This is a genomic window from Nocardioides sp. zg-1308, assembly GCF_013155375.1.
In the GTDB taxonomy this organism is placed as follows: Bacteria; Actinomycetota; Actinomycetes; order Propionibacteriales; family Nocardioidaceae; genus Nocardioides; species Nocardioides renjunii.
Genome location: NZ_JABJQY010000002.1, coordinates 1,044,856 through 1,070,139 on the forward strand (window position 1 = coordinate 1,044,856; position 25,284 = coordinate 1,070,139).

Sequence of the window (25,284 nt, forward strand, 5' to 3'; positions counted from 1 at the left end):
GCGACGATGACCGACTTCACCCCCTTCGAGGACCTGCTGCGCGGACACGCGGGCCTGCTCGAGGACTCCACCCACGACCGGTGGGTCCGGGCGCAGGCTCTGTTCGAGGAGCGCGCCTACCGCGAGGCCGCCGTCCTGCTCACCGAGCTGCTCGACGACCCCGGCGACGTAGTGCACGAGCTCACCGACGTACGCCTGCTGCTCGCGCGCTCGCTCTTCCACTCCGCCCAGCTCGACGGGACCATCCGGGTCGCCACCGAGCTGCTCGAGCACGACCCCAACGAGCCCTACGCCCACCTGCTGCTCGGCCGGTCCCTGCAGCGCAAGGGCCGCCGCGAGGAGGCCCAGCCGCACCTGCGCCTCGCCGAGCTGCTGGGCGGCTACCGCACCTGACGATGTACGACGTCCGCTGGCACGCCGCCGGCACCGGCGCGGCCCGGGCGCTCGAGGTGCACGCCGCCGACCACCTCGGGGTGCCCGCCCGGGCCGTGACCAGCGGGCGCCTGTGCCCGCGGTGCGGGTCGTCGGCCCACGGGCGTCCCTGGCTGCGCGCGGGTGGCGCGGCGCTCCACGTGTCGCTCTCCCGGTCGGGCCCGCATCTGGTCACCGCGGTCGCCGACGGCCCCGTCGGCGTCGACGTGGAGTCCGTGGCGGCCGTGGCGCGCGGGTGGGACGCCGCGCTGGTGCTGTCCGCCGGCGAGACCGCCGACGACGACCTCGCCCGGGCGCGCGCCTGGAGCCGCAAGGAGGCGGTGCTCAAGCGGCGCGGCACCGGCCTGGCCACGCCGATGACCGAGGTGTCGCTCGACCGGGAGCAGTGGCACGACCTCGCCGCGCCGGCGGGCCACGTCGCCGCCGTCAGCTGGGCAGGTCCGGCAGCGCCGGCTCCCTGAGCCACGCGTCGAAGAGGTCGGTGCGCTCCTCGCCGGTGACGGCCGCGACCACCGCCTCGAAGTCGGCCGTCGTCACGCTCGCACCGGTGTGGTCGGCCACCCAGGTGCGCAGGACCTCGAAGAAGTCGTCGTCGCCCACCACCGAGCGCAGCGCGTGCAGCGTGAGGGCTCCGCGCTTGTAGACGCGGTCGTCGAACATCAGCTCCGGTCCGGGGTCGGCCAGCAGGAGGTCCTGGTCGAGCCCGGCCAGCCGCTCGTGGTGGTGGTGCGCCCAGTCGTTGGCGGAGCGGTCCCCGGCCTCCTCCGACCACAGCCACTCGGCGTAGCAGGCGAAGCCCTCGTGGAGCCAGATGTCCTTCCACTCCGTCAGCGTCACGGCGTTGCCGAACCACTGGTGGGCCAGCTCGTGCGCGACCAGGCGCACGGCGTCCCAGTCCTCGGAGGCGAAGTTGCGGCCGAACGTCGACAGCGACTGCGACTCCAGCGGGATCTCGAGGTCGTCGTCGGTCACCACGCAGGTGTAGGTGCCGAACGGGTAGGCGCCGAACCGGTCCTCGAAGAACCTCATCATCGCCGGCTGCTGCGCGAAGGAGGCGTCGTACGCCGGGCCGGTGAGGTCGCCCGGCGCCACCACCACGACCCGCTCCGCCAGCTCGCGCACCGTGTAGCGGCCGATCTGGCACGTGGCGAGGTAGGGCGCCATCGGCATGGTCATCTCGTAGGTCCACTCGACGCCCGACCCGCGCCGGCGGCGTCCGGCGAGCTCGCCCGACATCGCGACGTGGTAGTCCTGCGGGGCCAGCACGGTGGCGCTCCAGGTCGCCTTGTCGCTCGGGCGGTCGTTGCAGGGGAACCAGGTGGGGGCGCCGTGCGGCTGGGCGGCGACGATGACGCCGTCGGCGAGCTCCTCCCACCCGGCGGTGCCGAGGTGGCGGGCCCGCAGCGGCCGCGGGCTGCCGCCGTAGGCGACGCGGACCTCGAACTCCTCGCCCGCCGCGGCGACGACCGGGACGGCGAGCCGGTCGCGCTTGTGGGTGAAGCGGACCTGGACGCCCCCGACCCACACCTTGGCGACCCGCAGGTGGGCCAGGTCGAGCTCGATCGAGCTGACGTCCTCGTGGGCGACGCAGGTGAGCCGGGCGTCACCGTCGAGGCGGTTGCCCACGACCTTGTAGGCCAGGCCCAGGGAGTAGTGGCGCACGCCGTAGGAGGCGTCGCCGTGGCCGGGCAGGTAGGGGTCCGTCGTGGGCTGCGGCATGGTCGCCGCAGGATAGTCGTCGCTCACCTCACACCTCCCACGGGCCGATGGGGTTGCCGATCCAGCACGTGCGCGCCGGGACCGCCTCGCCCCGCATGACCAGGGAGACCGGGCCGACCGTGGTGTGCTTGCCGATCGACGCCGCCGGCAGGATCACGCTGTTGGGACCGAGCGTCGCGCCGGCCCGCAGCACCACCTCGTCCATGCTCAGCACCCGGTCGTGGAAGAGGTGGGTCTGCACCACGCAGCCGCGGTTGACCGTCGCCCCGTCGTCGAGCCGGACGAGGTCGGTCTCGGGCAGCCAGTAGCTGTCGACCCACACGCCGCGACCGATCCGCGCCCCCATCGACCGGAGCCAGACGTTGAGCGCCACGGTCCCCTGCGCGGGGGCGGCGAACCACGGTGCCGCGACGACCTCGGTGAAGGTGTCGGCCAGCTCGTTGCGCCACACGAACGACGACCACAGCGGGTGGTCCCCCACCGCGTGACGCCCGACCAGCACCCACTTGGCGAGGGTCGCGACGGCGGCCGCCACGACGCCGGCGAGCAGGAGCACCGGCCCGGCGAGCAGGACGGCAGGCCACAGCCCCTGCTGCAGCAACCACCCGAGAGAGACCGCGACCCCGACGACGAGGAACGCCAGCACGAGCATCGGCACCACCCGCATCAGCTCGACCGCACCCCGCGCGACGCGCAGGCCCGTGGGCGGGTCATAGGTGCGGGAGTCGTCACCGCCTGCCGCGGCCCGGCGCAGGCGCGTCGGCGGGCTGCCGACCCACGACGACCGCGCCCTGGCCTCGCCGCGGGACGGGGCGGCGGAGAGCACCGCGACCAGCGACTCCTTGGGCACCTTGCGGCCGGGCGCCGCCATGCCGGAGTTGCCGACGAAGGCGCGCTTGCCGATCTTGACGTGCGCCACGCGCATCCAGCCGCCGCCGAGCTCGTAGGAGCCGACGAGGGTGTCGTCGGCGAGGAACGCGTGGTCGCCGATGGTGGTGAACCGCGGGATCAGCAGCACGGTCGAGGCCTCGACCCCGGTCCCGACGCGCGCGCCCAGCAGCCTCAGCCACGACGGGGTGAGGGCGCTGGAGTAGAGCGGGAACAGCCAGGTCCGCGCCTCGTCGAGCACCCGCAGCGTCCCCCAGATCCGCACGCCCGTGCCCGACCGGACCGGCACGTGGCCCTCCTGCATGCCGGCCCCGAGGGCCCTGACCAGCACGAGCACCAGCAGCGCGAGGACGGCGTAGCCGACCAGGGTCGCCGCGGGCAGCCAGGGCCAGCCGGAGGCGACCGCGTCGCCCAACGACCCGGCGTCGCGGACGGCCGGCAGCAGCACCAGGGCCCCGCAGGCGATCGCCACGGCGGGCAGCGCCGCGATGAGCCAGGCGAGGGCGCCGTACGCCCCGAGCCACACGCCGTCGCCGCTGGAGGCCTCGCCCGTCCACGGCCCGCGCGCGCGGTCGGACTGGCGCTCCGCGGGCGCGCCGGACCAGTACTCGCCGGCCGGCACGACCCCGTCGACATAGGACCCGGGCGCGACCTCGGCGTCCTTGCCGACCACCGCCCCCGGGGCGAGGGTGCACCGCGCGCCAACCCGGGCACGGGCCCGCACCGTGACGGGACCGACGTGCAGCACGTCCCCGTCGATCCAGTGCCCGGCGAGGTCGACCTCCGGCTCGATCGCGGCACCGTCGCCGACGGTGAGGAGGCCGGTGACGCTGGGCAGGGTGTGCAGGTCGACGCCCGCGCCGACCCGGTTGCCGAGCAGCCGCGCGTAGGCGGGGAACCACGGGGCGCCGGCCAGCGACGTGGCCGCGAGCTCGTCCTGGATCCGCTCGGCGAGCCAGATGCGGAGGTGCACCTTGCCGCCGCGGGGGTGCTCGCCCGCCGTCACGCCGCGCAGGACCCCGCGGGCCAGGAGAGCGGCCAGGGTCATCCGCCCCGGCGGGACCAGGAAGAACCACCCGAGGACGACCAGGGCCCACGCCGGGTACGTCGGCAGCCAGGCCAGGTCGAGCACGCCGTGCGCCAGGGTGCTGCCGAGCATCAGCCAGGTCAGCCACCGCATCCCCGCGAGGGCGCGCAGGGGCAGGAACGCCAGCAGCTGGCCGACCTGCGTCTTGCGCCGCAGCGGCACCACGTCGCGGTCGGTCTGCGTCGCACCCGTCGAGGTCCGCGGCAGGGCCGCGGCGAGCCCGCCGATCGTCGGGTGCTCGTAGACGTCGCCGACGACGACCTCGGGATACTGCTCCCGGATCCGGCTGACCACCTGCGCGGCCGTCAGGGAGCCGCCACCGTAGGCGAAGAAGTCGTCCTGCGGACCCGCCACCTCGGCGCCGAGCACGTCGGACCAGATCTGGGCGAGCCAGGCCTGCGTCGGGTCGAGCCCGCCGTCGGTCGAGCCGCCGGCGCCGCCACCTCCGGAGCCCCCGGAGCTCGCGGCCCCCGGCAGCGGCCACGGCAGGGCGTCGCGGTCGACCTTGCCGCTGGTACGGGTGGGCATGTCGTCCACGACCGCGAGCCGGGGGACCAGCGCCGCGGGCAGCCGCTCGCGGAGCAGGTCCGCGGCCGCGCCGGCGTCGTACGACTCGTCGACGGTGAGGTAGCCGATGAGGAGCTTGTTGCCGGACCGGGTCGCGCGCACGGCCGCAGCGGCGGACACGACGCCCGGCAGCCGCAGCAGCTGGTCGTCCAGCTCGCCGAGCTCGATGCGGCGGCCGCCGACCTTGACCTGGTCGTCGGCGCGGCCGCCGAAGACCAGCCCGTGCGGGTCGTTGCGGACCACGTCGCCGGAGCGGTAGGCGCGGTCCCAGCCGAGCGACGGCATCGGCGCGTAGGCCTGCGCGTCCTTCTCGGCGTCGAGGTAGCGCGCCAGCCCGACGCCGCCGATGATCAGCTCGCCGGACTCCCCCTCGGCGACGGGGTCCCCGTGGGCGTCGACGACGGCGAGGTCCCACCCGGCCAGCGGCAGCCCGATCCGGACGGGGTCCGAGCCGTCGAGCAGCGCGGCGCAGGCCACGACCGTGGCCTCGGTGGGTCCGTAGGTGTTCCACACCTCCCGGCCCGGCTCCTGCAGCCGCGCCGCGAGCTCGGGCGGGCACGCCTCCCCGCCCATGATGAGCAGCCGCACCCGGGCCAGGGAGGACGCCGGCCACAGGGAGACGAGCGTCGGCACCGTCGAGACGACGGTGATGTCGTTGGCGACCAGCCAGGGGCCCACGTCGACGCCGGAGCGCACCAGCGACCGCGGGGCCGGGACCAGGCAGGCGCCGTAGGCCCACGCCAGCCACATCTCCTCGCAGCTGGCGTCGAAGGCGACGCTGAGCCCGGCCATCACCCGGTCGCCCGGGCCGATCGGGGCGTCCTGCAGGAAGAGCCGCGCCTCGGCGTCGACGAACGCCGCCGCGCTGCGGTGGGTGACCGCCACGCCCTTCGGCGTGCCGGTGGAGCCGGAGGTGAAGATGACCCATGCGTCGTCCTGCGGCGTCGGGTCCCGGCGCTCCCGGGCAGGCCGCTCGCCGGTCGGGGTGAGCGCCAGGTCGTTGCCGACCACCGCGACCGCACCGGACTCGGCGATGACGACCCGCGCGCGCTCGTCGGGGTCGTCCGCGTCGATCGGGACGTAGGCCGCGCCCGACCACAGCACCCCGAGCACCGCGACGTAGAGGTCGGTCGTCCCCGACCGCACCCGCACCGCCACCTTCGCGCCCGGCCCGGCGCCGAGCCCGGCCAGCTCGTCGGCGAGCGCGTCGGCCGCCTCGACCAGCTCGGCGTACGTCAGCACGGCCACGCCGCTGTCGACCGCCGGCTCGTCGGGCCAGTGGGCCGCCACCTCCCGGACCACCTCGACGAGGGTGCGGGGCGCCGGCGCCCGGTCGCCGGCCAGGAGGGGAGGAAGGAGGGGGTGCGGCACGGCGGGAGTGTGGGGCACCCGAGCGACCAGCAGGTGAACGGGCGGTCGGCACCCGGACCGGGCGACGAAGGCTCGGTGAACACTCGCTCGGCCGGGCACTTCCCGCGCGACAGGGCGAAGGCGCCACCTCATGCTGAGGTCGTGACCAGCTACGGCGACCACACCGGCCCGCTCGCCATCGCGCACCGCGGTGGCATGGCGCTCGCCCCCGAGAACACCCTGGCCGCCTTCGCGCGCGCCACCGCGCTGGGCCTGACCTACCTCGAGACCGACGTGCACACCACGCGCGACGGCCACGTCGTCTGCTTCCACGACGCGAGCCTGCGCCGGGTCACCGGGCACCCCGGCCGAGTCGCCGACCTCGACCTCGCCGACCTGCGGCGGCTCCGCGTCGACGGCACCGACCAGATCCCGACGCTGACCGAGGCGATGGCGACGTTCCCGCGGGCGCGGTTCGCCATCGACCTCAAGGACGAGGCGTCGATCGGCGCGATGGCGCGGCTGCTCCACGCCCACCCGGGGTGGGCGGAGCGGATCCTCGTGGCCGGCGCCTGGAGCCGCTGGCTGCGCCGCCTCCAGGACGAGGCCCCCGGCGTGACGACGGCCCTCGGCTGGCGCTCGCTCACGACCCTCATCGCGTGCTCGCGCGGCGGCGTACGTCCTCCCGGCCTGCGTCCCGGCACGGGCGCCGCCTTCGCGCACGTGCCGCTGCGGCTGGGCCGGATGCCGATCCACTCCGAGCGGGTGATCGCCCGGGCCCACGAGCTCGGCATCCGCGTGGTCGTGTGGACCGTCGACGACCCGGCCACCATGCGGGGACTCCTCGACATGGGGGTCGACGGGATCATCACCGACCGGCCCGACGTGCTGCGCGAGGTGCTCATCGCCCGGGGCGAGTGGACGCCGCTGCCGCAGCTGCGCGCCGACGTCGTCCCCTGAGCGGTGGGGGGGGGGGGGCCCCCCCCCCCCCCCACCCCCCCACCAGCCGGGGCGGCGGGCCACCACCCCCCCCCCGGCGCCCCGCCGCCGCCCCCGCCGCGGTGGCCGCCGGGCCCCCGCCCGGACGACCACCGACCGCTCCGTGAGCGGCGCGGACCTCAGACCCGCTCGAGCACCTGCGCGTTGAGCCCGTGCGAGACGGCCCAGAGGACGGCCTGGCTGCGGCTCTGCACCCCGGTCTTGCGGTAGGCGCTGCGGATGTAGGACTTCACCGAGTTGAGCGAGATGCGCATCTCCTGCGCGATCTCGTCGTTGCTCCGACCCGTCGCGATGAGCGCGAGAGTCTCGCGCTCGCGGGTGGTGAGGTGGTCGACGTCGTTGAGCGAGGCGATGTCCTGCTCGCGCCGGCCGAGGTGCGCCGGCGCGACGACCAGCTCGCCGTCGTGGATGGCGCGGAGCGCGCGGCCCAGCTGCGGGGCGGTCAGGCTCTTCGCGAGGTAGCCGGAGACGCCGCTGCGGACGACCTCGTTGACCAGGCCGGGGTGGTGGTTCCAGGTGAAGACCGCGACGCGGCGGATGTAGGGGTCCGCGACCGCGCGGGCCACGGTGGATGCGTCGGTCGACGCGCCGTAGGTCTCGACCAGGGCCACGTCGATGGGACGCGCCTCACGGTCCTTGACGCTGCAGAGCTCGAAGCCCCCCAGCGTGCTGAGCATGCCCTCGAGGCCACGTCGTACGAGCTCGTCGGCCCCGAGAAGGGCTACACGGATGATCATGGAGGGTCCTCACAGTCACAGGGGACCGCATTCGCATGTCCCCAGACGCCCCCCCAGGACCGTCATCGTCACTGTAGGACTCCGCGGAGACGCCGGGGCGACCTCCACGCTCCCGTGAGCGCAAAACAGGGCCGAAATACCACCCCCCGGGGTGGGGGTGGCCTTGTCCTCGATACCCCCTGGGGGTATGGTTTCGAGCATGAGCGACATGCACGGACACCTCGAGGGCAACACCGACGCCGTCCAGGCCCACCTCAAGCGGCTGCGCCGCATCGAGGGCCAGGTCCGCGGCATCCAGCGGATGGTCGAGGACGAGAAGTACTGCATCGACATCCTCACCCAGGTCTCCGCGGCCACCAAGGCGCTGCAGGCGCTGGCCCTCTCGCTGCTCGACGACCACATGGCGCACTGCCTCGTGGACGCCGCCCGCCAGGGCGGGGAGGAGCAGGAGCTCAAGCTCAAGGAGGCCTCCGAGGCGATCGCCCGCCTCGTGAGGTCATGACCACCCACCCGGACCAGCCACCCCGACCAGCAGAGGAGCACCCCATGAGCGAGACCCAGACCTGGACCGTCACCGGCATGACCTGCGGCCACTGCGCCGCGTCGGTCACCGAGGAGATCTCCGAGATCGACGGCGTCGAGGACGTCGCCGTCGTCCTCGACACCGGAGCCGTCACCGTCACCAGCACCGCGCCCCTCGACGACTCGGCCGTCCGCGCCGCCGTCGAGGAGGCCGGCTACGCCGTGGCATGAGCACACCGACGCGCGTCGCCGCCTTCGTCACCGCCCTGGCAGCGGCCTTCGCGCTCGCCTGGGGCGGAGGCCGCCTGGTCGGCCCGATCGAGGCAGCGCCGGCGCCGGTCGCCCACGAGGGCGGGACCGGCGGACACGACGACAAGACCGGCGACGAGACCAGCGGCGAGGCCAGCGGCGAGGCGGGCGGCGAGGACGCGGGCCACGGTGCCCACGACGCGACCGAGGCGGTGGCCGACGCCACCGGCCTGACCGCCCGCGCCGACGGCTTCACGCTCGCCCTCGCCGACCGCGAGGTGCGCGCGGGTCGTACGCGCCTCGACTTCCGGGTGCTGACCAGCAGCAGGCGCCCGCTGCTGGACTACACGCGCGAGCACGAGAAGGACCTGCACCTCATCGTCGTACGCCGCGACCTGACCGGCTTCCAGCACGTGCACCCGCGGCTCGACCGGGCGACGGGCACGTGGTCGGTGGACGTGCGGCTGACGCCGGGGGTGTGGCGGGTGGTCGCCGACTTCACGCCCGCAGGCTGGGACGGCCTCACCCTGGCCGACGACGTGGCCGTCGCCGGCGACTTCGCGCCGACGCCGATGCCCACCGACGACCGCACCGCGCGGGTCCGCACCGAGGCGGGCACCTACGCGGTCACCCTCGAGGGCGACACCGCGCCGGGCTCCGCGACGACGCTCACCACGCGCGTCGAGCTCGACGGCGAGCCGGTGACCGACCTCCAGCCCTACCTCGGCGCCTTCGGGCACCTGGTGGCGCTGCGGGCCGGCGACCTGGGCTACCTCCACGTCCACCCCGAGGCGGGCGAGCCGGGGCCGGGCATCGAGTTCGCGACGGCGTTCCCGACGCACGGGACCTATCGCCTGTTCCTCGACTTCCGCCACCGCGGTGCCGTGCACACGGCCGCCTTCACGGTGGACGCGGGCGGGGTGCCGGGCGGCGACTCGACCGACGGGGCCGGCGACGACGCGCACGAGCAGGGCGAAGAGGGAGAGAGCCATGACCACTGACGCCGCCACCGGACCCGTCAGCGACGTCGAGCTGGCGATCACCGGGATGACCTGCGCCTCGTGCGCCAACCGCATCGAGCGCAAGCTCAACAAGCTCGACGGCGTCACGGCCTCGGTCAACTACGCCACCGAGAAGGCCAAGGTCACCTACCCCGTAACGGTGTCCACCGACGACCTGCTCGCCACCGTGGAGGCCGCCGGCTACGCCGCCGCCCTGCCGACGCCGCCGGGTGCCACCGACACCACCGAGGCGGGGCCGGAGCGCGACCCGCTCCTGCAGCGCCTGCTCGTCAGCACCGCACTCACCGTCCCCGTCGTCGCGATGGCGATGGTGCCCGACTGGCAGTTCACCTACTGGCAGTGGGCCTCGCTCGCGCTGGCCGCGCCGGTCGTGGTGTGGGGCGCGCTGCCGTTCCACCGCGCCGCGTGGACCAACCTGCGCCACGGCGCCACCACGATGGACACCCTGGTCTCGGTCGGCGTGCTGGCCGCGTTCGGCTGGTCGCTGTGGGCGCTCTTCCTCGGCACCGCCGGCGAGCCCGGCATGACCCACCCGTTCCGGATCTCCGTCGACCGCACCGACGGGGCGGGCAACATCTACCTCGAGGCCGCCGCCGGGGTGACGACGTTCCTGCTGGCGGGGCGCTGGCTGGAGCACCGCTCCAAGCGCCGGTCGGGGGCGGCGCTGCGCGCGCTCCTCGAGCTGGGCGCCCGCGACGTCGCCGTGCTGCGCGACGACGCCTCCGGCGCCCGCCGCGAGGTGCGGGTGCCGGTCGACCAGCTGGCCGTCGGTGACGTGTTCGTGGTCCGACCGGGCGAGAAGGTCGCCACCGACGGCGAGGTCGTCGAGGGCACCTCGGCGGTCGACGCCTCCATGCTCACCGGCGAGTCCGTGCCGGTCGAGGTGCGTCCCGGTGACGCGGTGGTCGGCGCGACGGTCAACGCCGGCGGCCGCCTGCTCGTGCGGGCGACCCGCGTGGGCGCCGACACCCAGCTCGCCCAGATGGCGCGGCTCGTCGAGGACGCGCAGAACGGCAAGGCCGAGGTCCAGCGCCTCGCCGACCGGGTCTCGGGCGTCTTCGTGCCGATCGTGATCGGCCTCGCCGTGGCGACGCTCGGCTTCTGGCTGGGCGCCGGCGGCGGCACGACCGCGGCCTTCACCGCGGCCGTCGCGGTGCTGATCATCGCCTGCCCGTGCGCGCTGGGCCTGGCCACGCCGACCGCGCTCATGGTCGGCACCGGCCGGGGCGCCCAGCTCGGCATCCTCATCAAGGGTCCGGAGGTCCTCGAGTCCACGCGCCGGGTCGACACCATCGTGCTCGACAAGACCGGCACGGTGACCACCGGCGAGATGACCGTCCACGAGGTCGTGGCCGCCGACGGCGGGTCCGTCGACGACGTACGCCGCCTCGCCGCCGCCCTCGAGTCGGCGTCCGAGCACCCCATCGGCCGGGCCATCGCCGCCGACTGGTCCTCGGACGGGCTGCCCGCGGTCGAGGACTTCGCCAACCGCGAGGGCCTCGGCGTGCAGGGCATGGTGGACGGCCACGCGGTGCTCGTGGGACGCCCGCGGCTCCTCGCGGAGTGGGCGCAGCACCTCGCGCCCGAGCTGCGTGCGGCCGTCGACCGCGCGCAGGGCGAGGGCCTCACGCCGGTCGCCGTCGGCTGGGACGGTGCGGCCCGCGGCGTCATCGTCGTCGGCGACACCGTCAAGCCGACCTCGGCCCGTGCGGTCGCCGAGCTCCGCGGCCTGGGACTCACCCCGGTCCTGCTGACCGGCGACAACGAGGCGGCCGCCCGCCACGTCGCCGACCAGGTCGGCATCGAGACGGTGGTCGCCGACGTGCTGCCGGCCGACAAGGTCGCCGAGGTGCAGCGGCTCCAGGCGGCCGGCAAGGTCGTGGCGATGGTCGGTGACGGCGTCAACGACGCCGCGGCGCTGGCCCAGGCCGACCTCGGCCTCGCGATGGGCACGGGCACCGACGTCGCCATCGAGGCCAGCGACCTCACGCTCGTGCGCGGCGACCTCCTCGTCGCCGTCGACGCCATCCGGCTCGCGCGGCGCACGCTCGGCACGATCAAGGGCAACCTGTTCTGGGCCTTCGCCTACAACGTCGCGGCCCTGCCCCTCGCCGCGGCCGGGCTGCTCAACCCGATGCTCGCCGGCGCGGCGATGGCGTTCTCGAGCGTCTTCGTCGTCACCAACAGCCTGCGGCTGCGGGGCTTCCGCTCGTCGGTCGGCTGAGCCGCGCGGGGCTCTGCGAGAATCCACCCTCGTGGACGGACCGCTCCCCCTCGCCCTGATCATCGCCTCGCTCGTCTTCGCGGCGGTGGTGCTCGGCTACGTCGCGCTCGACCGCACGCCCGACTGGGGACTGCTCGGCTTCGCCGGCCTGATCGAGGCGGGCACGCTCGTGCTGCTGGTGGTCGCGGCGTTCCAGGTCGGCGACGTCGACCTCGCGGGCGGGTCGGCCGTCACCTTCTTCGGCTACCTCGTCGCCGGGCTGGTGCTGCTGCCGATCGGCTTCGTCTGGTCGCTCGCCGAGCGGAGTCGTGGCGCGACCGCCGTCCTGCTGGTCGCCGGCCTGACGCAGGCCTTCGTGGTGCTGCGCGCGCTCCAGGTGTGGCCCTCGTGAGCGGGGACCGCCGCTCGGCCGGCACCGGGACCAGCACCGGGGCGGGTCGGGTGCTCGTCGCGGTCTACGGCGTGTTCGCGCTCGCCGCGACCGCCCGCTCGCTCGTCCAGCTGCTCACCAAGGCCGACCAGGCGCCTGTGGCCTACGGGCTCTCCGCCCTGGCGGCGCTGGTCTACGTCGCCGCGACCCTCGGCCTGGCCGAGGTCGGCCCCGACCCGCGCCGGCTGGCCTGGGCCGCGGTCGGCTTCGAGCTGGTCGGCGTGCTCACGGTGGGCACGCTCACCGTCCTCGACCCGGAGCTGTTCCCCGACGCGACCGTGTGGTCGTCGTACGGCGCCGGCTACGGCTGGCTGCCGCTGCTGCTTCCCTTCGCCGGCATCGCCTGGCTCTGGCACACCGGTCGAGCGCGCTCGACGTAGTCCCCGACGCGGGCCCGTCGCACCCGACCGCACCCGACCCGCTACTGGTTCTCCGGCGGCAGGTGCTTCTTCATCAGCCGCTTGACCCGCTTCTGCTTGCGGTCGGGGATCATCGAGCGCATCTCCTCCAGCTTGCCGAAGCACAGCAGCCGGTCCTCCGCCTCGAGCACGGTCTTGTTGCGCGGGTTGGGGATGACCTGGTGGCCGCGGTGCAGCGTCAGCACGGTGATGTCGCGCTCGTCGAGCCCGGAGTCGCCGAGCTTCTTGCCGACCATGTCGGAGCCGGCGTGCACCCCGATCTCGGCGACGCCGTAGCCGGTGGAGACGGTCAGCCGCTGGCGCACGTCGATGTCGGGGAACGCCACCTGGTTGTCGATGTAGTCGATGATCGCGCCGGCGACGTCGAGCTTGGTCGCCGACTCGATCCCCTCCAGGCCGGGGGAGGAGTTGACCTCCATCACCTGCGGCCCGTTCCGGCCCTCGAGCATGTCGACGCCGGCCACCCGCAGGCCCATGATCTGCGCCGACCGCACGGCCACGCGCTCGAACTCCTCGTCGAGCTCGACCGGCTCGACGCTGCCGCCGCGGTGCACGTTGGAGCGGAACTCGTCGCCCTGCGCCACCCGCCGCATCGCCGCCACCACGCGGTCGCCGACCACGAGGGCGCGGATGTCGCGGCCCTTGCTCTCCTTGACGAAGCGCTGGATCAGCACGTTCTGCCGGGTGCTCTGCAGCGTCTCGATGATCGCCTCGGCGACCTTGATCGTCGGCGCGAGGATGACGCCGATGCCCTGGGTGCCCTCGAGCAGCTTGATCACGACCGGCGCACCGCCGACCCGCTCGATCGCCGGGATCACGTCGGCGCGGTCGCGCACGAAGGTCGTGGCCGGCATCGGGATCTGGTGGCGCGAGAGGATCTGCGTCGCGCGCAGCTTGTCGCGGCTGTTGGCGATGCCGTAGCTGGTGTTGGGCGTGTAGACGTCCATCTGCTCGAACTGGCGCACGACGGCGGTGCCGAAGTAGGTGATCGAGTTGCCGATGCGCGGCAGCACGGCGTCGTACGTCGAGAGCTGCTTGCCGCGGAACAGCAGGTCGGGGTCCTCGCCCGAGAGGTCGATGCCGAAGCGCAGCGTGTTGAGCACCTTGACGTCGTGTCCGCGCTCGACGGCGGCCGTCCGGAGGCGCTGGGTGCTGTAGGAGCGCGGCGCGCGGGAGAGGATGGCGAGCTTCACGCGGCACATGAAAGCACGCCGCCGACGCGGCCGGACCACCTGACAAGATGGTGCTCGTGTCCTCCCCCGCCCCACCCGACCCGGACCGGGTCGTCGTCGGCTGGCGCGAGTGGGTGGGCCTGCCGCAGGCCGACCTCCCGTGGGTGAAGGCCAAGATCGACACCGGCGCCCGCTCCTCCTCGATCCACGCCTTCGACCTCGAGGCGTTCGAGGCCGACGGACGCGAGTGGGTCCGGTTCTCCATCCACCCCTGGCAGCGCTCCGACGAGGACCGCACCGAGCTCACCGTGCCGGTGCTCGACCGCCGCGAGGTCCGGTCCAGCAACGGCCAGGTCGAGCAGAGGTACGCCGTCGCCATGGACGTGGTCCTCGCCGGTCGTCCCCTCACCACCGTGATGACGCTCAGCAACCGCGACGAGATGGGCTTCCGGATGCTGATCGGTCGCGAGGCCCTCGAGCGGGGGTTCCTCGTCGACGCGTCGCTGTCCTACGCCGGCGGCAGGCCCAGGCGCGCCGTACGTCGCAAGAACTGGGGGAAGTAGTGGCGCGCGAGTCCTTCGCGATCGGCGGCGTCCGGATCCGGTCGGGCACCGCGCGGGCGCTGGAGCTGCCGATCACCCGGCTGGTCACCGGCGCCGACGTGACGCTGCCGGTGCGCGTGGTCCACGGCCGCGAGGACGGGCCGCGGATCTGGATCGACGCCGCCATCCACGGCGACGAGGTGGCCGGCATCGAGATCGTCCGGCAGGTGATGGCGGGCCTCGACCCCAAGACGTTCCGCGGCACGCTGGTCGCGGTGCCCATCGTCAACGTCCTCGGCTTCATGAACGGCGACCGCTACCTCCCCGACCGCCGCGACCTCAACCGCTCCTTCCCCGGCTCGGCGCGCGGCTCCCTCGCCGGGCGGATCGCGCACCTGTTCATGCGCGAGATCGTCGCCGGGTGCGAGGTCGGGATCGACCTGCACACCGGCTCGGACCGCCGCAGCAACCTGCCGCAGGTCCGCGCCGACCTCGACGACGCGCGCACCCGCGAGCTGGCCCAGGCCTTCGGCGCCCCGGTGATGCTGCACGCCCGGATCCGCGACGGGTCGCTGCGCCACGCCGCGGGCGAGCACGGAGCCAAGGTGCTGCTCTACGAGGCCGGCGAGCCGTTGCGCTTCGACGCCTATGCCGTCGACGCCGGCGTGGTCGGCGTACGACGCGTGCTGGCCGCGCTCGGCATGACCGAGCCCGTCGACGAGCCGGTGCCCGAGCCGAGCCTCGAGTGCCGCGCGAGCGGGTGGGTGCGGGCGCGCCGCACCGGCATCCTGCACCTCGACGTCGCGCTCGGGCAGAAGGTCAGCGACGGCGAGCGGCTCGGCACGCTGTTCGACTCGTTCGGCAAGACCCTGCGCGCGGTCTACGCCAACCGCGACGGCATCGTGATCGGCCGCACCGAGGCGCCGCTCGTGAACTCCGGCGACGCCGTGGTGCACATCGCCGGCTGAGCGTCTGGTTGAGTGCGGCCCATGTCCTTCGACGTGGCCGGCTTCCGCGCCGGCTTCCCCTCCCTGGCCTCCGGCATCGCGCACTTCGACAACCCGGGCGGCACCCAGACGCCCGCCGTGGTGGGCGAGGCGATCGCCCACACGCTGACCGGACCGCTGTCGCAGCGGGGCGCCGCGACCGTGAGCCAGCGCAACGCGGAGGCGACGGTCGCCGGGTTCCGCTCGGCCGTGGCCGACCTCGTCGGTGGCGTGCCCGAGGGAGTGGTGCACGGCCGCAGCGCCACCGCGCTGACGTACGACTTCTCCCGCACGCTCGCGAAGGGCTGGTCGCCCGGCGACGAGGTCGTCGTCTGCGAGCTCGACCACGACTCCAACGTGCGCCCGTGGATCCAGGCCGCCGAGCGGGCGGGCGTCGCCGTGCGCTGGCTCCGCCTCGACCCGGCCACCGCCGACCTGGACCTGTCCGACCTCGGCGAGGTCGTCACCGGGCGCACCCGCCTCGTCGCGCTCACCGCCGCGTCCAACCTGCTCGGCACGCGGCCGGCCGTCGCGACCGTCGCCCGCCGGGCGCACGAGGTAGGAGCGCTCGTCCACGTCGACGCGGTGCACCACGCCGCCCACGCCGCGCCGGACATCGCCGCGCTGGGCGCGGACCTGCTGGTGTGCTCGCCCTACAAGTTCTTCGGCCCCCACTGCGGCGCCCTCGTCGCCGACCCGGCCCTGCTCGAGACGCTCTGGCCCGACAAGCTGGTGCCCTCGACCGACGTGGTGCCGGAGCGCTTCGAGCTCGGCACGCTGCCCTACGAGCTCCTAGCCGGCACGACGGCGGCCGTCGACCTGATCGCCGGCCTGGCGCCCTCGGGCGGCACCCGCCGGGAGCGGCTGGTCGCCGCGTTCGCCGAGGTGCAGCGGCACGAGCTCGGCCTGCGGCTGCGCATCGAGGAGGGGCTCGCCCCGTTCGCCGACCAGCTGACGCTGCACTCCCGCGCGGCGGACCGCACCTCGACGCTGTTCCTCACCCTGCACGACCGCTCGCCCGCCGACGCGTACGCCTTCCTCGCCGAGCGCGACGTGCTGGTGCCGGCCGGCACCTTCTACGCCCACGAGACGTTCCGCGCGCTGCGGCTGCCCGTCGACTCCGGGCTGCGCATCGGGCTCTCGGCCTACAACGACGACACCGACGTCGACCGGCTGCTGGACGGGCTGGCGGCCTTCCTCCAGTCCTGACGCGAGTCCCTGGCCCGTCAGTCCCCGCGGACCTGCTCCGCGACCTCCTCGGCGCCGGGGCCCTGCTCGTGCGCGCGGGAGTCGACGCCGTCGGTGTCGACCATGTCGCCGACGGTGGCGTTGCCGGCGGGCTCGGCGTCGAGGGCCGCCTGCCGCTCCTCGTCGCTGACCCGCTCACCGGCGCCGGGGAAGGCCGACACCTCGGGGTGCGGCGCGTAGGGGTCGGGCTCGGTCCGGTCGTCGCTGCTCATGCCTCCGACCGTACGCCGCCGGCGTACCGCCCCGGCCCGCCCGCAGAGGTGTGGGCGCGCGGGCGCGGTGAGTGGGACAGGTTCCACGACGTCGGAACCTGCCTCACTCACCGCTCAGTCGGCGGACCGCGCGGCGGCGGTGAGTGGGACAGGTTCCACGACCTCGGAACCTGCCTCACTCACCGCTCAGTCGGCGGACCGGTCGGCGGCGCGGCCGGGCTGCACCAGCTCGACGCGCGAGCCGGGCGGCAGCGCCTGGACCAGCCGCAGCTGCGCGAGCGACGGGTGGTCGTCGAGCAGCTTGGCGCCGTTGGCCAGCGACCGCAGGGCCGCGGTCTCGGCGCGCGCCGCCTCGAGCTGGGCCTGGGCGCGGTGCCGGCCGACGACCAGCTCGGCATAGGCAGCCCGCAGGTCGGCCGGCAGCACGACGTCCTTGACGACGACGTCGACGAGCCGGATGCCGACCTCGGCGGCGGTGACGGTCGCCCGGTCGCGCACGCCGTCGGCCAGCCGGGTCCGCGGCGAGCGCACCAGCGACTCGGCGTCCTGGCCCGCGAGCACGTCGCGGAGGCCGAGCTGCACGGCGAGGTAGACCGCACCCACCGGGTCGCGGACGCGCTCGGTGTGGGCGATCGGGTCGGCCACCGTCCAGCGGAAGACGGCCGAGACCTTGGCCGACACGCCGTCGGCGGTCAGCACCTCCTGCACCGGCACGAGGTCGATGCGCTCACGGAGGTCGACGACCTGGAGCTCCGCCCGGCGGCGTACGACGTGCCGGCCGGGACGCAGCACCACGGTGGGCTCGCCGTCGCGGCGGACGAGGGCGACCTCCCACGGCTGGACCGTGTGGGTGGGCAGGAGCAGGTGCTCGAGGGATGTGGGGACGAGTGACATGGCGAACCTCCTTCGCGGAGCGCGGTCGGTGGACAGGACGGGTGGGGCGGTGGAGCAGCCCCGGGATGGTGGCCGGCGACCACAGCGGCGAGCGGGGACCGGACCCGTCGTGCTGACCGGGGCCGCCTCAGGGCTCGGCGCTGAGCGTCGTCACCGGCCACCACCTGCAGGAGGGTGAGAGTCGAACTCACAGGAGTGAACAGCTCCGATACCAGTGCCCGGGGGCAGGTGGCGAGGTACGACGCGCGGGACAGGGCCCGGAACTCCGGCCCTGCCGCTGATCTCGCCGTGAGCGACTCTAGGTGCCCGGTCACCGGCGGCGCACCCGATTTTCCGGGCGCTGCTCGGGTGGGCCCCGGTGTCGGTGGGCATGTCGGTGGGCATGTCGGTGGGCATGTCGGTGGGCCTGTCGGTGGGCTCGGCCACAATGGCCGGGTGAGTCAGCCCGCGCGCCGGCCCTGGGTGCTCCATGTCGACATGGACCAGTTCCTCGTCGCCGTCGAGCTGCTGCGCCGACCCGAGCTGGTGGGCCTGCCGGTGGTGGTCGGCGGGCGCGGCGACCCCACCGAGCGGGCCGTGGTGTCCACCGCGTCCTACGAGGCGCGCGCCCACGGCGTACGCAGCGGGCTGGCGCTCAAGCTGGCCCAGCGGCGCTGCCCCGAGGCGGTCTTCCTCCCCGTCGACTTCCCGGTCTACGAGGAGGCGTCCGCGCGCGTGATGCAGACGCTCAAGGACTGGCCCGGCGCCGTGGTGGAGGTGCTGGGGTGGGACGAGGCGTTCGTCGGCGTCGAGACCGACGACCCGGTCGCGACGGCGCGCGGCATCCAGGCGGCGGTCCTGGAGGCGACGAGCCTGCACTGCTCGGTCGGCATCGGCGACACCCTCGTGCGGGCCAAGATCGCGACCGACTTCGGCAAGCCCCAGGGCACCTTCCAGCTCACCCGCGACAACTGGATGGAGGTCATGGGCGAGCGCCCGACGACCGCGCTGTGGGGTGTCGGCACCAAGATCGGCGGACGGCTGGGGGTGCTCGGGATCCGCACCGTCGCCGACCTGGCGGGGGCCGACGAGGACGCGCTCGTGGCGGCGTTCGGACCCACCAACGGCCCCCACCTCGCCCGGCTCGGCCGCGGCGGTGGCCGCTCGCGTCCCGACGACACCCCGTGGGTGGCGCGCGCCCACGGCCGGGAGACGACCTACCAGTCCGACCTCACCACGTCGGAGGAGGTCCGTGCCGCGCTCACCGAGCTCGCCGTCCGCGTCGTCGACGACGTGCGCAGGGAGGACCGTCCGGTGCAGCGGGTGCACCTCAAGGTCCGGTTCGCGCCGTTCTTCACCTTCACCCGGATCCGCAAGCTCGCCGAGCCGACCTACGACGTCGAGGTGATCGCGGGCACCGCTCACGACCTCTACCTCGCGCTCGACGACAGCCGCCCGGTGCGGCTGCTCGGCGTGCGCGGGGAGATGGTGCCGCCCGAGGGTGGCTACTGAGCGACCGGTCCGAGCGCCGACCCCCGGGTGGAACCCCACCCGGGAGTCGGTGCCGTGGAGCCGTTCCCTGTCAGGCCACGGGCCCGGTGGTCACTCCGTGGCGATGGCGTCGAGCACCTTCATCCGTGACGCGCGGACCGCCGGGACGATGGCGGCGAGCACACCGAAGACGACGGCGATCACGAGGAACACCACCAGCGAGCCGAGCGGCAGGGACAGCACCGTCAGGTCCTCCTTGAGCGACTCGCGCAGCGCGACGCCCACCAGCAGGCCGACGACCAGCCCGAGCACGGCGCCGAGGACGGCGATGGCGATCGACTCGAGGGTGATCATCGTCCGCAGGCGTCGGCGGGACAGGCCGACCGCGCGCAGCAGCCCCACCTCGCGGGTGCGCTCGATGACGCTGAGGCCGAGCGTGTTGACGATGCCGATGACCGCGATGATCACCGCGAGGGCGAGCAGGCCGTAGATCATGAACAGCAGCTGGTTGACCTGCTGCTTGATGAGGTCGGCGAAGCCCTCCTTGTCCTGGACGGTGACGATCGGGGTGTCCTCGACCACCGCGTCCAGGGCGTCGTGGACCTCCTCGACGTCGGCGCCCTCGCTGACGTTGATGCTCAGCATGCTGTCGTTGCGGCGCAGCCCGGCGTCCTCCAGGACGCCGATCGGCAGCGTCACCCCGTTGGTGATCGGGGTGTCCTCGAAGATGCCGACCACCTCGAGCTCGACCTCCTCCCCGCCGGGGAAGGCGAGCGGCAGCGAGGTGCCGACCTCGGCGTCGAGGTCGCCGGCCGAGCTCTCGCTGAGGATCGTCTGGTCGCCGGTCATCTGCTGCGTGCCGTCGCGCATGTCGAGCTCGTAGATCTCCGCGAACGCCTCGTCCACGCCCATCACGAAGCTCTGGTCGTCCTTGACCAACGCGACCGAGCCCTGCATCCGGGAGACGACCTCGACGCCGTCGACCTCCGCCATGTCGTCGCCGATCCTGGTGGGGAAGCCCTGGAAGCTCGGCGACTGCACGAGGAAGTCGCTGCGGAACTCGCGGTCGACCAGCTCGTCGTTGGTGGCGCTCAGCGACGAGGCCAGCACGCCCACCGCCGACACCACGGCGAGGCCGATCATCAGGGCGGACGCGGTGGCACCCGTACGCCGCGGGTTGCGCAGCGCGTTCTCCCCGGCGAGCTTGCCCGCGGTGCCGAAGAGCCTGCCGAACACCGCGCGGCACGCCAGCAGCACGGGGTGGCCCAGCACCGGGGCCATCACCGCGACGGTGATCACCCAGATGACCGAGCCGGCGCCGATCCAGCCCGCGTCGGCACCCGGCGCACCGACGAGGCCGGCGCCGATCAGGGCGGCACCGACGAGCAGCGCCAGGCTGCCCAGGACGATGCGGCGGCGTCCGAGCGCCTTCTCCTGCACCACGAGGTCGTCGCGCAGCGCGGCCACGGGCGGCACCTTGGCGGCACGCCGGGCCGGCACGAAGGCCGCCACCATGGTCACCGCGATGCCCACGACGTAGGCCGCGATGACGGTCGAGGGCGTCAGCACCAGGACGTCGCTGGCGATGTCGAGGCCCTGGGAGCGGAAGATCGCCGCCAGCCCGCGGGCGAGCCCGAGGCCGAGCAGCAGCCCGAGCGTGGAGCCCAGCAGCGCCATGAGGAACGCCTCGATGAGCACCGACCGGGTGACCTGCTTGCGGCTGGCGCCGAGGGCGCGCAGGAGCGCCGACTCGCGCACCCGCTGCGAGACCAGGATCGAGAAGGTGTTGAAGATGATGAAGGCGCCGACCACGATCGCGATCACCGCGAACGCGATGAGGAAGTAGCCGATGACGTCGATGAACTGGCCGATCTGCTCGTCCGACTCGTCGATCACCTTCTGGCCGGTCACCGCGGTGAAGCCGTCGGGCAGCACCGCCTTCGCCGCGTCGGCGAGCTCGGTCTGGCTGACGCCCTCGGCCGCCGTGAGCGACACGGTCGTGTAGGCGTCCTCCCCGTCGAGGAACACCTCCTGCGCCTCGCTGGTCTCGAGCAGCGCGATGGTGGCACCGGCGGTGCCGCCGCCGTTGAAGTTGGAGGTGCCGACCAGCTCGAACTCCTGGCGCAGGTCACCGGTCGGGAGGAGGAGCGTGACCTGGTCGCCGATCGCGTAGCCGCCGCGCTCGGCCGAGGACGCGTCGAGGTTGATCTCGCCCGGTGACTCGGGCCACGCGCCGGACTCCAGGATGAGGATCGGGTCGCCGTTGACGTTGACCCCGTCGAAGTAGTTGAACGCCAGCGTGGGGGCACCGGTCCCGCCGACCAGCTTGCCGTCCTCGCCGAGCAGGTAGGCGCCGACGCCGTCGACGGAGCCGTCGGCGGCGGCGACCTCGGGGAGCTCCCCCAGCCGGTCGACGACGTCGGGCTGGACCAGCCGGGTGGTGCCGGCGCCGGAGGCCTGGAAGGACACCTCGCCCTCGGTGCGGACGACGGCGTCGGAGGTGGAGCCCTCGATGATGTTGTCGAAGGTCGCGCCGAGGCCGTGGCTGAAGGTGAGCACCCCGCCGAGGAAGCCGATGCCGAGCACGATGGCCAGGGTGCTCATGATGAGGCGGACCTTGCGGGCCACCAGGTTGCGCCAGGTGAGGCGGAACATCGTCAGCCCGCCTTCTCGTCGAGCCGGCGCTCGGCCGCCTTGGCGGCGTCGTGGAGCCGGCCCATGCGCTCGAGGATCGCGTCGCGGTCGGGGCGGCGCAGCTCGTCGACGATCTTGCCGTCGGCGAGGAAGAGGACGCGGTCGGTGTACGACGCCGCGACGGGGTCGTGCGTCACCATCACGACCGTCTGGCCGAACTCGTCGACGCTGCGGCGCAGGAAGCCCAGCACCTCGGCCGAGCTGGTCGAGTCGAGGTTGCCGGTGGGCTCGTCGGCGAAGACGATCGAGGGCCGGCTCACCAGCGCGCGGGCGCAGGCGACGCGCTGCTGCTGCCCGCCCGACATCTCGCTCGGGCGGTGGCCGAGCCGCGGGCGCAGGCCGATGGCGTCGATGACCGCGTCGAACCACGCGGGGTCGGCCTTCTTCCCCGCCAGGTCGAGCGGGAGCAGGATGTTCTCCTTGGCCGTGAGCGTCGGGACCAGGTTGAACGCCTGGAAGACGAACCCGATCCGGTCGCGGCGCAGATTGGTCAGCGCCTTGTCCTTGAGCCTGCTCAGCGGCGTGCCGTCGACGATCGCCTCCCCCGAGGTCGGGGTGTCCAGTGCTGCCAGGCAGTGCATGAGCGTGGACTTGCCGGACCCCGACGGCCCCATGATGGCGGTGAACTCCCCCGTCATCAGGTCGACGGTCACTCCGTCGAGGGCGCGGACCTGCGCCTCCTCCGACCCGTAGACCTTGATCAGGTCCTGCGCACTCGCCGCGACGCCCTGCGTCGCCTCCCCCGCGGAATTCTCAGTCATGGCTCGAAGTCTGGCAGGGGTCGCGACAGGCGGGCCATGGGATAAGACCCGCAGGCGACCCTGACATGTGTCAGGGGTGGCCAGGGGGTGGGAACGCGGGTGGGGCCGGGGGTGGGTGGGGCGTGCGCGCGTCGTCGGCACCCCTAGGTTGGGCGCGTGGGAGACCTCGTCGCCGGCCTGCTGACGGGCCTGTCCCTGATCGTGGCAATCGGCGCGCAGAACGCCTTCGTGCTTCGGCAGGGCCTGCGCCGCAGCCACCTGGGCCTCGTCGTCGCGGTGTGCGCGTTGTCCGACGTGGTGCTGATCGTCGCCGGGGTCGCCGGCATCGGCGTCGTGGTGGACCGCGCGCCGTGGGCCGTGGAGGCGATCCGCTGGCTCGGCGTGGCCTTCCTCGTCGTCTACGGCGTCGGGTCCCTGCTGCGTGCCCGGCGCCCGCAGTCGCTCGCCGCCGGCGACGCGGTCGTCGAGCGCCGCGCCGGCGTGCTGGCCCGGGCCGTCGCGCTGACCTGGCTCAACCCGCACGTCTACCTCGACACCGTCCTGCTGCTCGGCTCGATCGCGGGGACGCACGGCGAGCCGGGGCGGTGGTGGTTCGCCCTGGGCGCGTGCGTGGCGAGCGTCCTGTGGTTCGCCGGGCTCGGGTACGGCGCGCGGCTGGCCGCGCCGCGGCTCGCGGACCCGCGGGCCTGGCAGGTGCTCGACGTGGTCATCGGCCTGGTGATGTTCGGGATCGCGCTGCGCCTGGCCCTGGGCGCCTGAGCGGCGTACGGCCCGCCGGGGGCGGTCAGTCGCCGGGGCGGGTGTCCTCGGGCTCGCTGTCCCAGGCGCGGGAGACGGCCTCGTCGTGGCGGGCGTGCAGCCGCTCGCGGATCTCGTCGGCGTCGTAGTGGCGGCGTACGCGCTCGTCGCGGGCGACGGCCGCCCCGGTGGCGACACCGGCGAGGACGCCGGCGAGGCCGAGCCACTTCCACGCGCGCATGCCGCGAGCCTAGGGCACCACCGTCGGTGATCCGGCAGACTGCCGCGCATGGCACCGGCCCTGACCCTCGACCAGGCGGTCGACCTGACCCGCAGCGGCGACATCTGGTTGTTCCGCGGCCGCCGGGCCCCCGACCGGGCCATCCGCGCGGTGACGAACTCCCCGGTCAACCACGTCGGGATGGCGGTCGTCGTCGACGACCTCCCGCCCCTCATCTTCCACGCCGAGCTGGGCCGCAAGCAGGTCGACATGTGGACCGGTGCGCACCACCGCGGCGTCCAGCTGCACGACCTGCGCGAGGCGGTCGGGCGGTGGCAGGACGAGTACGGCCAGGACGCGTGGCTGCGCCAGCTCGCGCCGGAGATCGGCCGCGACGAGGAGGACGGGATGCTCCGGACCATCGCGCGCCTCGACGGCGTGTCCTTCCCGAGCCTGACCCGTCTCGGCGCGCGCTGGCTGCGGGGCCGCGACGCCTACGTCCCCCGGCGCCACCGCGTCCGGCGGGTCACGCCGGAGGCGGCGTTCTGCGCCGAGGTCGTGGCGTCCTGCTACATCGAGATGGGCGTCCTGCGCGACGACCGCCGGGCCACCTGGTACGACCCCGGCACGTTCTGGAGCGGCGACTACCTGCCCATCTCCCCCGGCTGGACCCTCGGCCAGGAGGTCGCCGTCACGCGCTAGGGCACCGACCGCGCCAGCCTCGCGGCGACGACCCCGACCGCGGCCCGCAGCTCCTCGCCGCCGACGACGGTGAGGTCGAACGGGATGCCGGCCAGCCACTCCCCGGCGTAGGCCTCGGGGTTGCTGGTGCTGCCGACGAGCTCGCACCGCCCGTCCGGGAGCGCCCGCAGGTCGCCGGTCGTGGGCCGGATCCACGGTCGCACCTCCTCGAAGGGCGCGTGGAACACCACGTGCGTCTCGTGCTCCCACCCCTTGCTGAGGTTGGCCTCGAGCTCGGCGGCGGGGTCGAGGTCGGCCGGCACCTCGAAGGTGCCCTCGAGCACCTCGACCTCGGTGATCCGGTCGATGCGGAACGTGCGCAGGGCCGCGGCGTGGTGGGAGTGGCACAGCAGGTACCACCGGCCGTAGCGCACCACCACCGACCACGGGTCGACCTCGAACGTGCGCGGGTTGCCCGCCGCCGTGCGGTAGCCCAGCCGCACCTGGCGCTGGGCGGCCACCGCGGCGACGAGCTCGGTGGTCACCCCGGGGTCGGGCTTGGCCGGCACCCTCTCGGGCACCGACCGGGCGGTCTCGCGGAGCATGACCGCCTGCCGGGCCACGTTGGTCGGCAGGACGCGGAGGATCTTGCCGAGAGCCGAGCCGACCGGGTCGTCGGGGTCGGCCGCCGCGTGCTGGGAGTCCAGCGCCGCCATCACCAGCCCGAGCGCCTCGGTGGCCGAGAAGACGAGCGGCGGCAGCCGCAGCCCGCGCCCGAGGGTGTAGCCACCGTAGGGCCCGCGGGTGGACTCCACCGGGATGTCGGCCTCGCGCAGGATCGCGACGTAGCGCCGAGCGGCGCGCTCGGTGACACCGAGCCGCTGGGCCAGCTCGGCGGCGGTGATCCCGGGGCGTCCCTGCAGCACGTCGAGGGCCCGCAGGGCCCGGGCGGTGGGGCTGATCTCGCTCATCCACCGATCTTGGCAGGAGTTCCGGACGTGGAGCGTCCGGAACCGGTCCT

The 25,284-nt window shown here is 74.1% G+C and carries 25 protein-coding genes and 1 pseudogene; 15 read left to right on the forward strand and 11 right to left on the reverse strand.

Annotated elements, in window-relative coordinates:
• Window positions 1-6 precede the first annotated feature (6 nt).
• Together HN031_RS06790 and HN031_RS06795 are read left to right on the forward strand one after the other, a co-directional pair.
• On the forward strand, window positions 7-393 hold the full coding sequence (locus HN031_RS06790; protein ID WP_172268046.1) for a M48 family metallopeptidase: 387 nt from the start codon (window positions 7-9) through the stop codon (window positions 391-393).
• Between the two features lie 2 nt (window positions 394-395).
• A complete protein-coding gene (locus tag HN031_RS06795; RefSeq protein WP_172268050.1) occupies window positions 396-893 on the forward strand; it encodes a 4'-phosphopantetheinyl transferase superfamily protein in 498 nt (165 codons plus the stop codon).
• On the opposite strand, the gene HN031_RS06800 is transcribed toward HN031_RS06795, so the two are convergent.
• Together HN031_RS06800 and HN031_RS06805 are read right to left on the reverse strand one after the other, a co-directional pair.
• The gene (locus HN031_RS06800) at window positions 859-2,151 is read right to left on the reverse strand and encodes a M1 family metallopeptidase (protein WP_172268053.1); all 1,293 of its coding nucleotides are present in this window, start codon (window positions 2,149-2,151) and stop codon (window positions 859-861) included. The two genes, HN031_RS06795 and HN031_RS06800, sit on opposite strands and share 35 nt — an antisense overlap.
• Window positions 2,152-2,179: 28 nt before the next feature.
• Complete coding sequence (locus HN031_RS06805; RefSeq protein WP_367650677.1) at window positions 2,180-6,064, reverse strand: Pls/PosA family non-ribosomal peptide synthetase; 3,885 nt, start codon at window positions 6,062-6,064, stop codon at window positions 2,180-2,182.
• A 141-nt stretch (window positions 6,065-6,205) separates the two neighbouring features.
• Between HN031_RS06805 and HN031_RS06810 the strand changes: the two genes are divergently transcribed.
• Window positions 6,206-7,003, forward strand: a complete 798-nt coding sequence (locus tag HN031_RS06810; RefSeq protein ID WP_216652064.1) for a glycerophosphodiester phosphodiesterase family protein — start codon at window positions 6,206-6,208, stop codon at window positions 7,001-7,003.
• A 158-nt stretch (window positions 7,004-7,161) separates the two neighbouring features.
• Here the strand turns inward: HN031_RS06810 and HN031_RS06815 are convergent, their stop codons facing one another.
• Window positions 7,162-7,779 (reverse strand): response regulator transcription factor, encoded by a 618-nt coding sequence (locus HN031_RS06815; RefSeq protein ID WP_172268059.1) that lies wholly within the window; start codon window positions 7,777-7,779, stop codon window positions 7,162-7,164.
• Window positions 7,780-7,978: 199 nt separating this feature from the next.
• Between HN031_RS06815 and HN031_RS06820 the strand changes: the two genes are divergently transcribed.
• Genes HN031_RS06820 through HN031_RS06845 form a run of 6 tightly spaced genes read left to right on the forward strand, consistent with a single transcriptional unit; the run spans window position 7,979 to window position 12,606 of the window.
• Window positions 7,979-8,281: a metal-sensitive transcriptional regulator gene (locus HN031_RS06820; protein WP_172268062.1), complete on the forward strand. Its 303-nt coding sequence runs from the start codon at window positions 7,979-7,981 to the stop codon at window positions 8,279-8,281.
• Window positions 8,282-8,325: 44 nt separating this feature from the next.
• On the forward strand, window positions 8,326-8,532 hold the full coding sequence (locus HN031_RS06825) for a heavy-metal-associated domain-containing protein (RefSeq protein ID WP_172268065.1): 207 nt from the start codon (window positions 8,326-8,328) through the stop codon (window positions 8,530-8,532).
• Window positions 8,529-9,551 (forward strand): hypothetical protein, encoded by a 1,023-nt coding sequence (locus HN031_RS06830; protein WP_216652065.1) that lies wholly within the window; start codon window positions 8,529-8,531, stop codon window positions 9,549-9,551. The genes HN031_RS06825 and HN031_RS06830 overlap by 4 nt, the downstream gene beginning before the upstream one ends.
• Window positions 9,541-11,796, forward strand: coding sequence for a cation-translocating P-type ATPase (locus HN031_RS06835; protein ID WP_172268068.1), 2,256 nt, complete (start codon window positions 9,541-9,543; stop codon window positions 11,794-11,796). The genes HN031_RS06830 and HN031_RS06835 overlap by 11 nt, the downstream gene beginning before the upstream one ends.
• Window positions 11,797-11,827: 31 nt before the next feature.
• Window positions 11,828-12,187 (forward strand): hypothetical protein, encoded by a 360-nt coding sequence (locus tag HN031_RS06840; RefSeq protein ID WP_172268071.1) that lies wholly within the window; start codon window positions 11,828-11,830, stop codon window positions 12,185-12,187.
• The gene (locus HN031_RS06845) at window positions 12,184-12,606 is read left to right on the forward strand and encodes a hypothetical protein (protein ID WP_172268074.1); all 423 of its coding nucleotides are present in this window, start codon (window positions 12,184-12,186) and stop codon (window positions 12,604-12,606) included. The genes HN031_RS06840 and HN031_RS06845 overlap by 4 nt, the downstream gene beginning before the upstream one ends.
• 41 nt (window positions 12,607-12,647) lie before the next feature.
• Here HN031_RS06845 and HN031_RS22240 read toward each other — a convergent pair whose 3' ends face one another.
• Window positions 12,648-12,971, reverse strand: a complete 324-nt coding sequence (locus tag HN031_RS22240; RefSeq protein WP_367650772.1) for a cation:proton antiporter regulatory subunit — start codon at window positions 12,969-12,971, stop codon at window positions 12,648-12,650.
• Window positions 12,972-12,977: 6 nt separating this feature from the next.
• Window positions 12,978-13,838 (reverse strand): annotated as a pseudogene (locus HN031_RS06850) (RimK family alpha-L-glutamate ligase); the annotation flags it as partial.
• Window positions 13,839-13,894: 56 nt separating this feature from the next.
• Here HN031_RS06850 and HN031_RS06855 point away from each other — a divergent pair.
• Genes HN031_RS06855 through HN031_RS06865 form a run of 3 tightly spaced genes read left to right on the forward strand, consistent with a single transcriptional unit; the run spans window position 13,895 to window position 16,554 of the window.
• Window positions 13,895-14,380 (forward strand): ATP-dependent zinc protease, encoded by a 486-nt coding sequence (locus tag HN031_RS06855; RefSeq protein ID WP_367650678.1) that lies wholly within the window; start codon window positions 13,895-13,897, stop codon window positions 14,378-14,380.
• Window positions 14,380-15,327: a succinylglutamate desuccinylase/aspartoacylase family protein gene (locus HN031_RS06860; RefSeq protein WP_172268083.1), complete on the forward strand. Its 948-nt coding sequence runs from the start codon at window positions 14,380-14,382 to the stop codon at window positions 15,325-15,327. The genes HN031_RS06855 and HN031_RS06860 overlap by 1 nt, the downstream gene beginning before the upstream one ends.
• Before the next feature lie 21 nt (window positions 15,328-15,348).
• On the forward strand, window positions 15,349-16,554 hold the full coding sequence (locus HN031_RS06865; RefSeq protein WP_172268086.1) for a cysteine desulfurase-like protein: 1,206 nt from the start codon (window positions 15,349-15,351) through the stop codon (window positions 16,552-16,554).
• A 17-nt stretch (window positions 16,555-16,571) separates the two neighbouring features.
• Here HN031_RS06865 and HN031_RS06870 read toward each other — a convergent pair whose 3' ends face one another.
• Together HN031_RS06870 and HN031_RS06875 are read right to left on the reverse strand one after the other, a co-directional pair.
• Window positions 16,572-16,805 (reverse strand): hypothetical protein, encoded by a 234-nt coding sequence (locus tag HN031_RS06870; protein ID WP_172268089.1) that lies wholly within the window; start codon window positions 16,803-16,805, stop codon window positions 16,572-16,574.
• A gap of 186 nt (window positions 16,806-16,991) precedes the next feature.
• Window positions 16,992-17,699 carry an SPFH domain-containing protein gene (locus HN031_RS06875; RefSeq protein ID WP_172268092.1) on the reverse strand — a complete coding sequence of 236 codons (708 nt, stop codon included), beginning with the start codon at window positions 17,697-17,699 and terminating at the stop codon, window positions 16,992-16,994.
• A 435-nt stretch (window positions 17,700-18,134) separates the two neighbouring features.
• On the opposite strand from HN031_RS06875, the gene HN031_RS06880 reads away from it, so the two are divergent.
• On the forward strand, window positions 18,135-19,190 hold the full coding sequence (locus HN031_RS06880) for a DNA polymerase IV (RefSeq protein ID WP_367650679.1): 1,056 nt from the start codon (window positions 18,135-18,137) through the stop codon (window positions 19,188-19,190).
• Between the two features lie 90 nt (window positions 19,191-19,280).
• On the opposite strand, the gene HN031_RS06885 is transcribed toward HN031_RS06880, so the two are convergent.
• The gene (locus HN031_RS06885) at window positions 19,281-21,824 is read right to left on the reverse strand and encodes an ABC transporter permease (protein WP_172268095.1); all 2,544 of its coding nucleotides are present in this window, start codon (window positions 21,822-21,824) and stop codon (window positions 19,281-19,283) included.
• Between the two features lie 2 nt (window positions 21,825-21,826).
• Window positions 21,827-22,624, reverse strand: coding sequence for an ABC transporter ATP-binding protein (locus HN031_RS06890; RefSeq protein WP_172268098.1), 798 nt, complete (start codon window positions 22,622-22,624; stop codon window positions 21,827-21,829).
• Between the two features lie 156 nt (window positions 22,625-22,780).
• Between HN031_RS06890 and HN031_RS06895 the strand changes: the two genes are divergently transcribed.
• On the forward strand, window positions 22,781-23,383 hold the full coding sequence (locus HN031_RS06895; protein ID WP_172268101.1) for a LysE/ArgO family amino acid transporter: 603 nt from the start codon (window positions 22,781-22,783) through the stop codon (window positions 23,381-23,383).
• 25 nt (window positions 23,384-23,408) lie between these two features.
• Here the strand turns inward: HN031_RS06895 and HN031_RS06900 are convergent, their stop codons facing one another.
• Window positions 23,409-23,603, reverse strand: coding sequence for a hypothetical protein (locus tag HN031_RS06900; RefSeq protein WP_172268104.1), 195 nt, complete (start codon window positions 23,601-23,603; stop codon window positions 23,409-23,411).
• A gap of 48 nt (window positions 23,604-23,651) precedes the next feature.
• On the opposite strand from HN031_RS06900, the gene HN031_RS06905 reads away from it, so the two are divergent.
• Window positions 23,652-24,284, forward strand: coding sequence for a hypothetical protein (locus HN031_RS06905; protein WP_172268107.1), 633 nt, complete (start codon window positions 23,652-23,654; stop codon window positions 24,282-24,284).
• On the opposite strand, the gene HN031_RS06910 is transcribed toward HN031_RS06905, so the two are convergent.
• Entirely contained in the window at window positions 24,281-25,234 is a 954-nt protein-coding gene (locus HN031_RS06910; protein WP_172268110.1) for a YafY family protein, read from the reverse strand. The genes HN031_RS06905 and HN031_RS06910 overlap by 4 nt on opposite strands.
• Window positions 25,235-25,284 lie beyond the last annotated feature (50 nt).

What these genes read in the sequence shown, in the direction of transcription:
- HN031_RS06865 (WP_172268086.1), top strand. Translation starts at nt 15,349, where the DNA reads ATGTCCTTCGACGTGGCCGGCTTCCGCGCCGGCTTCCCCTCCCTGGCC.
- HN031_RS06900 (WP_172268104.1), bottom strand. Translation starts at nt 23,603, where the DNA reads ATGCGCGCGTGGAAGTGGCTCGGCCTCGCCGGCGTCCTCGCCGGTGTC.
- HN031_RS06890 (WP_172268098.1), bottom strand. Translation starts at nt 22,624, where the DNA reads ATGACTGAGAATTCCGCGGGGGAGGCGACGCAGGGCGTCGCGGCGAGT.
- HN031_RS06815 (WP_172268059.1), bottom strand. Translation starts at nt 7,779, where the DNA reads ATGATCATCCGTGTAGCCCTTCTCGGGGCCGACGAGCTCGTACGACGT.
- HN031_RS06875 (WP_172268092.1), bottom strand. Translation starts at nt 17,699, where the DNA reads ATGTCACTCGTCCCCACATCCCTCGAGCACCTGCTCCTGCCCACCCAC.
- HN031_RS06835 (WP_172268068.1), top strand. Translation starts at nt 9,541, where the DNA reads ATGACCACTGACGCCGCCACCGGACCCGTCAGCGACGTCGAGCTGGCG.
- HN031_RS06905 (WP_172268107.1), top strand. Translation starts at nt 23,652, where the DNA reads ATGGCACCGGCCCTGACCCTCGACCAGGCGGTCGACCTGACCCGCAGC.
- HN031_RS06820 (WP_172268062.1), top strand. Translation starts at nt 7,979, where the DNA reads ATGAGCGACATGCACGGACACCTCGAGGGCAACACCGACGCCGTCCAG.
- HN031_RS06910 (WP_172268110.1), bottom strand. Translation starts at nt 25,234, where the DNA reads ATGAGCGAGATCAGCCCCACCGCCCGGGCCCTGCGGGCCCTCGACGTG.
- HN031_RS06885 (WP_172268095.1), bottom strand. Translation starts at nt 21,824, where the DNA reads ATGTTCCGCCTCACCTGGCGCAACCTGGTGGCCCGCAAGGTCCGCCTC.
- HN031_RS06800 (WP_172268053.1), bottom strand. Translation starts at nt 2,151, where the DNA reads ATGCCGCAGCCCACGACGGACCCCTACCTGCCCGGCCACGGCGACGCC.
- HN031_RS06790 (WP_172268046.1), top strand. Translation starts at nt 7, where the DNA reads ATGACCGACTTCACCCCCTTCGAGGACCTGCTGCGCGGACACGCGGGC.
- HN031_RS06870 (WP_172268089.1), bottom strand. Translation starts at nt 16,805, where the DNA reads ATGAGCAGCGACGACCGGACCGAGCCCGACCCCTACGCGCCGCACCCC.
- HN031_RS06825 (WP_172268065.1), top strand. Translation starts at nt 8,326, where the DNA reads ATGAGCGAGACCCAGACCTGGACCGTCACCGGCATGACCTGCGGCCAC.
- HN031_RS06795 (WP_172268050.1), top strand. Translation starts at nt 396, where the DNA reads ATGTACGACGTCCGCTGGCACGCCGCCGGCACCGGCGCGGCCCGGGCG.
- HN031_RS06830 (WP_216652065.1), top strand. Translation starts at nt 8,529, where the DNA reads ATGAGCACACCGACGCGCGTCGCCGCCTTCGTCACCGCCCTGGCAGCG.